Here is a 9,688-nt window from a genome sequence, read left to right as displayed (position 1 = left end):
CTAACACCATTTGAAAGACTGGATCCTGTCGTAACAGATTAGCTGACGAGTCTGCCGAATAACCAGCAATCAGTTGCATAATGAGCTGTTCTAATATCGCTAAATTATCATGCGTGTAGTAAGCACGGTTATCTTTAATGTCCAGAAGTGATTTTGCCAAATCAGAAAACTTGAAGGTATCCATTACTTCTTTAACTAAGACTAAACCCGAATCACTCGATAAACGACCACCTGTATGCGAAATGATGATGTTTGAATTGAATTTTACCTGGTTTTTGTGTAAGCTAATCGTGAAGAGAACTCCTTTCTTATGGTTGGTTTAGACACCTTTACCATATCAGAATGGGGTTCTCTTTTCATCACTTAACAGGTGAAAATGAAAAAGTAAATTTAAGCTGCCGTTAGGCAGTTAGCACATGTTTCAACGAAAAGTATGAATTGTTCAGGTTAGAGATAAAAAAGACCTTTCAAAATATAAAAAGGTCTTTCTTATCTCTTATATATATATAGCTTTAAGTGAAATAAGTTATAAAAAACTATTTTACTTAAAGTAGAATAAGTATTTCTCTTAATATCACCCTACAAATATATTTTCTTGAGGATAGCGTATCAGAGAAGGGTTTTTACTGGTTAATAGTATAGAGGCAATTGTGATTGGACCAATACGCCCGACAAACATGACAAACATGATCACAAATCTGCCTATAGTTGATAGTTCAGTAGTTAAACCAGTTGAAAGTCCTACTGTTCCAAATGCTGAAACAACTTCAAAAACAATAGCGATAAAAGAACCATTTTCAGTCACAGTTAAAACAAAGATAGCTACAAACACTAATAAAAAACTTATTAGTGTTAGCGTTAAAGCTCTTAAAACAGCACTATTTTTTAACCTTCGCCCAAATAAAGATACTTCTTCTCCACCTTTTAGGGTTGTAATGGTTGTTAAAAGTAAAATAATAAAAGTGCTTAGCTTGATCCCACTACCAGTTGACGCACTTCCTGCTCCAATGAACATGAGTATCACAATCAAGAGCATAGTGGGTAATGTCAATGCCGAAATATCAATAGAATTAAAACCGGCTGTTCTAGGAGTTAAACCTTGAAAATAAGCGCTCCATGCTTTATCTTCAAATGATAAACTACCCAAAGTCTGAGGATTTGAATATTCCAGAATAAAAATTGAAATTATTGCAATGATATTTATCACTAGTGTACCTACAATCATTACTTTTGAATGTAAGGTCAATGTCTTGAATTTCTTCTTATTCCATACATCTAAAAGAACCGTAAATCCTATTCCTCCCAAAACGAACATGCTTGTAATCGTTAAATTAACTACAGGATCTCCTACATAGCTAGATAAACTATCAGACCATAATGAAAATCCAGCGTTATTAAAAGCAGCAACAGTATGGAATAAACTATAAAAAGAACCCTTAGAAAATCCAAATTCCGGGATCCATTTGATGGACAACAAAATAAATCCAATTAGTTCAATGCTTAAAGAGAAAAAAAGCAAGTAACGAACCAATCGAATAATTCCTCCTGAAGAGTCCTGGTTTAAAGATGCCCTAATAAGATTCCTTTGTTGCATGCCAATTTTTCGTTTGAATATGAAAAAGATAGAAACTGCAGATGTCATCAGACCTAATCCGCCAAGTTGCATGAGAAACATAATAACCGTTTGTCCGAATAGAGTAAAAGCTGTACCGGTATCAACTACAATTAATCCTGTAACTGTAACTGCAGAAGTAGCAGTAAATAAAGTATTTAACCATGAAATTGTTTCTGTAGTCGCAATGGGTAATTTTAATAATACTGTACCAACTAAAATAAGGACAAAAAAACTTAAAACTACTGTCACAGAAGGATTCAGACGACTAGTAGATTTTTTTAAATATCCTTTTAAAATAAGCTTCTTCATCCATCTACAATCCTTTCTCTTCAAAACGTTTTATATCATTGTTTTTTCCCATAACGACAATGATATCCCCTTCATATAGCTTATCTTTTGCTGAGGGGGAAATATTCACTTTGTTACCATTTTTTATGGCTAAAATAGTACAACCATACTTTGCTCTAATATCTGAATCATTGAGCGTTTTATTGGCTAGTTTTTTTGATATATTTAATTCTGATATACTGTAATCCTTAGAAAGCTCTATGTATTCTTGAAGTTTTCCAGATTGCATTTGATTAGCCACTCTAATTCCCATGTCGTATTCTGGTTGAATGATTCTATCCGCGCCAATTTTAGCAAGTACTTTTTTATGGTTAGCATCTTGGGCCTTTGCCCACACATTTTCCACACCCATTTCCTTTAATAATAAGGTACACATTATACTAGACTGCATATTATCTCCTATAGCAACCACCGCATACTCAAAATTTCCAACACCTAAAGCTTTCAAAAAATCTTTGCGGGAAGCATCCCCTATTACAGCTTTTGTACTATAGTCTAAAACGGCATTTACTCTTGCCTCATTTATGTCTATCGCCAAAACTTGATAGCCTAAACGATGTAACTCCTTACATACACTTCCTCCGAATCTTGCTAACCCAATAACCACAAAGTCTTTTTTCATAATTAAACTCCTTCTCTATTAAGGATAATAAATTTTCTGTAAACACCATATAAATACTTACAGTCTTTACGGATTGATAATTATCCATTCGTTTTCATATGTAAGAAAAAAACGGATATACACTTTTTCTTTCAATGCTAATTTCAGAATGATATTTTCATTTTTATTCATAAACTACCGCCTAGAAAAAAATGTTAATTATTTTTATATAGTACCATAAAACCTGAATAATTCATCGCTTACTTTAGAAAGCTGCTGATAAGGTCAGATAGAAATATCTGTCTTTTTTGTATTTTTGTGGAAAAGAAATGCATACAAGGAAGGGATGAACATATTTCGGAATGAAGAACAGCTCATTACGAGCCCAAGACGGGTACGTACCGACATATCACCCAAGAGCTGCGCCGCCAAGGCCAGCACCACAACCATAAAAAGGTTCTGCGGCTCCTGAAGTAGCTGGGACTGAAATGTACAAAATCCACCCGTAAGTCCCGCCGCTACAGATTTTACAAGGGGGACCGTGGGCACATTGGCGGATAACCGCCTGAATCGTTGCTTCACTTCCACCATCTCGCTCCAGAAACTGGTGACGGACATCACGGAGTTCAATTAACTGGGAGAGGAGAAGTTCTACCTCAGCCCATTCCTGTACCTCTATAACGGATAAGAAAAAAATTCTTGAAATCATTCGTTAGAATCCTTTTATAGCAAAAAACTTACAAAAAATAAGCTTGGAATTAATAAAATATGTTTAATTAGATACACGTTTTTATATCAATTCATGTTTCTTTTATTTTTGAGCTAGCATTCTCACATAGCTTTGATAATTCTTATTTCCACCAGATAAATTATAAACTTTTTTAAATCCATAATTTAATAACAAATTTTGAGACGCATTTCCAGTTACACCTTTATTACAATAAGTGACTGTTGCTACATCTTTGTCTAATTCTGCATTTCTTTCTCTCAGTTCAGCTAAAGGAACATGAATTGCTCCTTTGACATGTGATTTGTCAAAATCTTTTTTAGATCGTGTATCGATAATTTGTAATTTTTCACCACTAGTTTGGCGACTGATTAATTCAGCTGGTGTTAACAATGGGTTACGTTTTAATGCATTATCTAACGCCATACCGGTGTATAATATAGGATCTTTCGTTGTCGCAAATGGTGGAGCGTAAGCCAAATCTAAATGGAATAAATCTTCTGCTTTTGCTTTAAAGGTGATGGCTGTTGCGATTACGTCGATTCGTTTATCTACGCCACCTTGACCAATAGCTTGTGCGCCTAAAATGCGACCAGTTTCTTTATCCGCTAATGCTTTGATCGTTAATTCTTTCCCACCAAGATACTGAGCATGATCTGGTTTGATATTATACAAAACTTCAACTTCATAGCCTTCAGTTTTGGCTTCTTTTTCGGTTAATCCTGTTTGTCCAACATGTAGGTCAAAGATTCTGAAAATCCCTGTTCCTAAGACACCTCTGTGCTCTAAATCTCCACCAGTAATCACGTCTCCAGCAATCCGTCCCATTTTATTCGCTGTTGAGCCTAATGGACGACAGATGGGTTTTCCAGTGATAACAGAGAAGCTTTCGGCAACGTCTCCAACTGCGTAAATATCTGGAAGATTGGTTTGCATTTTGTTGTTGACCGCAATGGCTCTTGAAGCTCCCAGTTCTACGCCCATTTCTTTAGCTAATTCTGTATTTGGACGTACACCTGCTGATAAGATAACGATATCTGGTTCAATTGTAACGCCGTTTGTCGTGATAACTCTCTCTACTGACGTTTCTCCTTCAATCGTTTTTACCGTGTCGCTGAGGATTAAATTAACACCTTTTGCACGCATATGCTCTTCTACACGGAAAGTCATATCTGCGTCCATAGGAGGCATAACTTGATCTTCTAATTGAACGATTGTTACTTCTAATCCTTTATGGACTAATTGTTCTGTCATTTCTAAACCAATAAATCCAGCACCAATAATCAATGCTTTTTTAGGTTGTTTAGTTGAATAGGCTCCAATATCTCGTGCGTCTTGAATATTTCGAACTTGGAACACGTTATCATATTCTTTTTGATTAAATGGCGGTGGAGTGAATGGAGAAGCCCCAGTTGCAAAGACTAATGCATCGTAATTTTCTATTTTCTTTTCTCCAGAAACAAGATCCGTCACTTCTAACTGTTTGTTGGTTTGATCAATATGTGTCACTTTATGCTCGGTGAAAACTGATACATTGTATCTCTTTTTAAACCATGCTGCATTTCTAGGAGTTAAGGCACTTAACTCTTCTACTTCTCCACCAATGTGATAAGGAATACCGCAAACAGAATAAGAAATATCTTTTCCTTGATCGTACACGACAATTTCAGCTTCCTCCGTGTTTCTTCTAGCTTTAGCTGCTACAGATGTACCAGCAGCGACAGATCCAATAACAACAATTTTCATTTTTTCGCCTCTTTTCATTTAATTTAAGCAATCCTTAATATTCATATCCGTCGAACCAATGTTTTGTTTTATTTGAAAACTTGACTAATAAAAGCATGACAGGGACCTCTACTAATACTCCCACAACGGTTGCTAAAGTTGCACCAGAATTTAATCCAAACAACGCAATTGAGACAGCTACAGCAAGTTCAAAAAAGTTACTTGTTCCGACCATGGCTGCGGGTGCTGCTATTGAGAATGGTAGTTTACACGCTTTAACTCCACCATAACCAAGAATGAATATGACAATATTTTGAACAATTAGTGGAATAGCAATTAATAAAATATGGAATGGATTACTTAGAATTCGTTCACCTTGGAATGAAAAGATAATAACTAAAGTTAGTAGTAAACCAATTCGAGTTGTGCCATCAAATTTATTCACAAAATCTTTTTCAAAATAATCGTCACCTTTTTGCTTAACGACTTTTTTTCTGACCACAATTCCTAAAACTAAAGGAATAACAATAAAGACAAAAATGGAGAGTAAAAGTGTATTGATAGGGACAGATACGTTACCTATACCCAATAAAAGTGCCACAATTGGAGCATATAAAAAGAGAACAATAATATCATTGATAGACACTTGCAATAAGGTGTATGCTGGATCACCTTTTGTTAGTTCACTCCAGACAAATACCATAGCCGTACAAGGAGCTGCCCCTAAAAGAATCGCACCAGCTATGTATTCATTGGCTAGTTCTGGACTTAAAAACGGTCTAAATACTACCAAAAAGAAAAAGGCAGAAATTCCATACATGGTAAATGGTTTAATTAACCAGTTTACTGCTGTAGTTAAGATTAATCCTTTGGGTTTTTTTGTTGCATTTACAATACTGCTAAAATCAATTTTTAACATCATTGGGAAAATCATTAACCAAATTAAAATAGCTGTTGGAATCGATACATTATAGTACTCAAATTGACTTAAAAAATTAGGAATTGCAGGAACAAATTGCCCTAGCGCTACACCTATAATCATTGATAAAGCAACCCATAAACTTAAATAGCGTTCCCAAAGTCCAATCCCATTTTCTTTATTCGATACTTTTTCTTTTAAAGCTGTTTCTTTCATGATTTTTCTCCAATAATAATCGTATTTAATCTTTTAATGAGAAACAAAAGAAGATAAACTTTTTGCTTCTTTTTGAATGCCTTCAGTCTCACAAATGCATTCAGATGAATGTGTTAATAAATGAATGGATCCTTGAATGTATTGCTGGGCTACTTGCTCGTTAATTGAGTAATGTTGCCAAGTCCCTCTTTTTTCGGCTGTAACTAAGCCAGCTTCTACTAATATCTTAATATGGTGAGACAAAGTAGGTTGAGTAAAATCAAAATGTTCTAAAATATCACACGCACACATTTCTCCGCACGACAACATATCCAGTATTTTTACGCGTTTTGGCTCCGAAAGTGCTTTGGCAACCTTCGCATATTCTTCGTAAGTCATTTTTATTCTCCTTTCTACTTAATTACAGTGAGACTTCTGCTTCTTCCAAGCATAGTTTTAGCCACTCAGATAGTTCTTTATTTGTTGGGTAATCGTTCATCTTAACGATTGTTTCGTCATTCAATACGGTTACAGGCAAGCAGTCAATCCCTTTTTCTTGGATTAACTTCGTTACAGCTTGATTTCGAACGAATGAATCAGGATTGGCACTTAAATTATATCGAATGAATTGTTTCCCTTTTATCTTCCGTATTTGTTGAAAGAGACTTGTTATACGGATCAGATTTCCATCTACAGAAGGTCCACAAACACCTGTGCTACAGCACATCGGAGGTTCATAAAGAGTTATTTTATCCACTTTTACTCCCTTCCTTTCTCTAAATTATTTTAAAATAGTGATATAGGTTTTTCTTTTACTTCAGTAGAATGCCACTCGACTACCGCAAAATGATCATTAGACAGTTCTGCTACTGTATTGATCCAAGAGACTTCACTTTGAGCACGAGCTCTTAATACGTCATTCGTTGTACCACTCGTTAACATACTATTATTTATTACCCACCAAGTATGAGCGATCTTGGCACGATCTAAATCTTCTTGTAGGCGCATAGATTCATATACTGGTGTATTTTCAGGTAAAGTAACCATGACAACTTCTGTTTGTTCTGGATTTTATAAGACTGGCAACAGTCTACGAACGGACTCAGGAACTTCACCAGAAGTTCGTTCCACTTCTTTAGCATAGCTTTGAGAGGAATCTAACAATAATAAAGTATGTCCAGTTGGGGCTGTATCAATGACGACTACATCACAATCAACTGTAGCAACAATTTCTGCAAATCGTCTGAAAACGGCTATTTCTTGAGTGCAAGGAGAGCGTAAATCTTCTTCAACATACTCCAATTCCTCAGAAGACATGGTCTTACGTGCTTTAGATAAAACTTCTTCCTTGTAATCCTGTAATTCTTTTTTCTCGTCAATATGACTCATTTTAATATTTTCTGTTTCAGTAATCACAAATTCCAAATGAGCTGCGGGATCTGTTGTTGCTAAATGAACTTTTTTACCTTTAGCTGCCAATCCTGTTGCTAATGTAGCAGCAATCGTTGTTTTCCCAACGCCACCTTTACCCATAGTGAAAACAACTTTTTTGTTTGTTCGATCTAACTCATCTATAATGTGTTGTAATTTAGGGTAATTCATTACTTCTGGAGCTTCTACGGCTGCATTTGTTTGATCTGATGTTAAAAGTAACCGTAAGTTTTCAACGCCTGTTACGTTATAAGAACGTAATGGAACCATGAATTTTGAAAATTGTTTCAAATTTTCCGGCATGTTTTTTAATGTTGATTGTTGTTCATCATAAATTTTTTGAGAAACGCTATCTGTCGATCTTTCTAACAATCCATTGATAATTAATTGTTGATTTAACACACCGATCTCTTTTAATTCTTCTGAAGCTCTATTCGCTTCGATAAGTGGCCCGTTTTGTGGACGAGTAACCAACATTAAGGTTGTTTTTGTCCCCTCTGATAGTGTATCTATTGCGTGCTTATACATTTCTTGCTTATCGCCAAGTCCTGAAAGCTGACCCATACATGAAACACCAGTAGTGTTTTCATCCAAGAAGTTACTCCATGCAGAAGGCAGTTGCAACATTCTCAATGTATGTCCTGTTGGAGCAGTATCAAAAATAATGTGATCATATCGAGCTTCAACTTCCGGATTCGTTAAAAACCCAGCAAATTCATTAAAAGACGCAATTTCAACGGTACAAGAACCTAATAATTGCTCTTCCATGTTGGCTACAGCTGAATCAGGCAGCACCCCTCTATATGGACCAACAACACTTTCCATATAGTCACGTGCAGCAGTTATTGGATCAAAGTTCGCTACTGTTAAGCCATTAACTTCTGGAATTTCTAAGCCGTTGTTCGTTAATTCTTTCTCAAAAACATCTTGTAAATTACTCGCGTGATCCGTACTCACTAACATAACGTTCTTTCCACTATCCGCTAAAGAAACTGCGGTAGCACAAGCTGTAGATGTTTTTCCTACTCCGCCTTTACCAGTAAAGAAAAGATATTTTGTAAGGTTTAATTGTTCTGGTTGATAATTTTTCATTTTTTAAAATCCTCCTAACAACATCCTGAGTTTGATCCACAGCAGCCACCGTCATTTGATTCCACTAGGACAAATCTAACTCCTGTAAAAGCAGTTATTTCTTCGATTGAAGGGTATCCTCCAAATTTAACTATCTCACCATTTAGTAGTGTTGCTGGCAACGCATCAGCGCCCTTTTCTTGCAATAATTTACTCATTTGTTCGTTTTCTACAAATGTTTGAGGATCACTAGATAAATTGTATCTTTTAGCTTGAAAACCCTCTACTGTATCTAAAGCGTTCATAACTGAAGTAATTTGTAATAAGTCTTCATTTACAGCTGGTCCACATACTCCTGTGCTACAGCACATTGCTGGTTCAAATAATGCTAATTCTGTCATAATTTTCTTGCTTCTTTGTAGAGAATTTATTTTGACACTAATACATAGATAAAGTTCTATGTATAATATAGAACTTTATCTATGTATAGTCAATAAAAAATAATTTCGAGTAATTGTACTAACTTAATTTCCTGCCGCCATCTCTAAGAGTACCTATGATTAGCAAAAAAAGAACCTCAAAATATCAAGGTTCTGAATACATGATTCTATAGAATTTCATGTGTTACAACTTAATAGGAATTTAAATTTTATTATTAGATTTTTTAATCATTTACACGAAAATTAATTTTATAAAGAGCATACTCTCCTGAATCATTCATAGATTTTTATACAGGGACATTTTTATCAAAAAATTAGGCGAAACTGAAATGTTTCTTTCTTTTTTACAAATCGATTAGATTCCTTCCTAACGGAAGAAAAGAAAAGTTCATTTCTACTAAAAAAGAGCGCACTTTCCCCTTGTTTTTTTGAATAATTTTTAAAATTATCGATTTAACACTCGAATCATAGGTAAGTTAAATTCTGAAGAATCGTTTCAAACTCTTTGTCATACACATTTGCACAACTGAATTGGATTTGAACTCGACGAGCATGATGTGTCAGTCGAGAAGCAACCTTAATGAACCGAAAACGAATGGTATCGATAAGAGATTTT

The 9,688-nt window shown here is 35.1% G+C and carries 9 protein-coding genes and 1 pseudogene; all 10 read right to left on the bottom strand.

Annotated features, from left to right (window positions below):
* Window positions 1-289: transposase (locus H541_RS13055; RefSeq protein WP_205617816.1), on the bottom strand; the 289-nt coding region annotated here is incomplete at its 3' end.
* A gap of 285 nt (window positions 290-574) precedes the next feature.
* Window positions 575-1,924 (bottom strand): TrkH family potassium uptake protein, encoded by a 1,350-nt coding sequence (locus tag H541_RS0109855; RefSeq protein ID WP_022797139.1) that lies wholly within the window; start codon window positions 1,922-1,924, stop codon window positions 575-577.
* Window positions 1,925-1,928: 4 nt separating this feature from the next.
* The gene (locus H541_RS0109850; RefSeq protein ID WP_022797138.1) at window positions 1,929-2,585 is read right to left on the bottom strand and encodes a potassium channel family protein; all 657 of its coding nucleotides are present in this window, start codon (window positions 2,583-2,585) and stop codon (window positions 1,929-1,931) included.
* 264 nt (window positions 2,586-2,849) lie between these two features.
* Complete coding sequence (locus tag H541_RS13290; RefSeq protein ID WP_035019431.1) at window positions 2,850-3,152, bottom strand: hypothetical protein; 303 nt, start codon at window positions 3,150-3,152, stop codon at window positions 2,850-2,852.
* A gap of 223 nt (window positions 3,153-3,375) precedes the next feature.
* Window positions 3,376-5,037, bottom strand: a complete 1,662-nt coding sequence (locus H541_RS0109840) for an FAD-dependent oxidoreductase (RefSeq protein WP_022797136.1) — start codon at window positions 5,035-5,037, stop codon at window positions 3,376-3,378.
* Window positions 5,038-5,071: 34 nt separating this feature from the next.
* Window positions 5,072-6,151 carry an ACR3 family arsenite efflux transporter gene (gene arsB / locus H541_RS0109835; protein ID WP_022797135.1) on the bottom strand — a complete coding sequence of 360 codons (1,080 nt, stop codon included), beginning with the start codon at window positions 6,149-6,151 and terminating at the stop codon, window positions 5,072-5,074.
* Window positions 6,152-6,184: 33 nt separating this feature from the next.
* Complete coding sequence (locus tag H541_RS0109830) at window positions 6,185-6,529, bottom strand: ArsR/SmtB family transcription factor (RefSeq protein ID WP_022797134.1); 345 nt, start codon at window positions 6,527-6,529, stop codon at window positions 6,185-6,187.
* A 22-nt stretch (window positions 6,530-6,551) separates the two neighbouring features.
* Entirely contained in the window at window positions 6,552-6,887 is a 336-nt protein-coding gene (arsD, locus tag H541_RS0109825; protein ID WP_022797133.1) for an arsenite efflux transporter metallochaperone ArsD, read from the bottom strand.
* 29 nt (window positions 6,888-6,916) lie between these two features.
* A pseudogene (arsA, locus tag H541_RS12600) lies at window positions 6,917-8,653 on the bottom strand (arsenical pump-driving ATPase).
* Between the two features lie 14 nt (window positions 8,654-8,667).
* Entirely contained in the window at window positions 8,668-9,033 is a 366-nt protein-coding gene (arsD, locus tag H541_RS0109815) for an arsenite efflux transporter metallochaperone ArsD (protein WP_022797131.1), read from the bottom strand.
* Window positions 9,034-9,688 lie beyond the last annotated feature (655 nt).

The sequence above is a fragment of the Bavariicoccus seileri WCC 4188 genome, from assembly GCF_000421665.1.
In the GTDB taxonomy this organism is placed as follows: Bacteria; Bacillota; Bacilli; order Lactobacillales; family Aerococcaceae; genus Bavariicoccus; species Bavariicoccus seileri.
The sequence above is the reverse complement of the archived record's forward strand: the minus strand, read 5'-3'. Positions and strand labels throughout refer to the sequence as shown.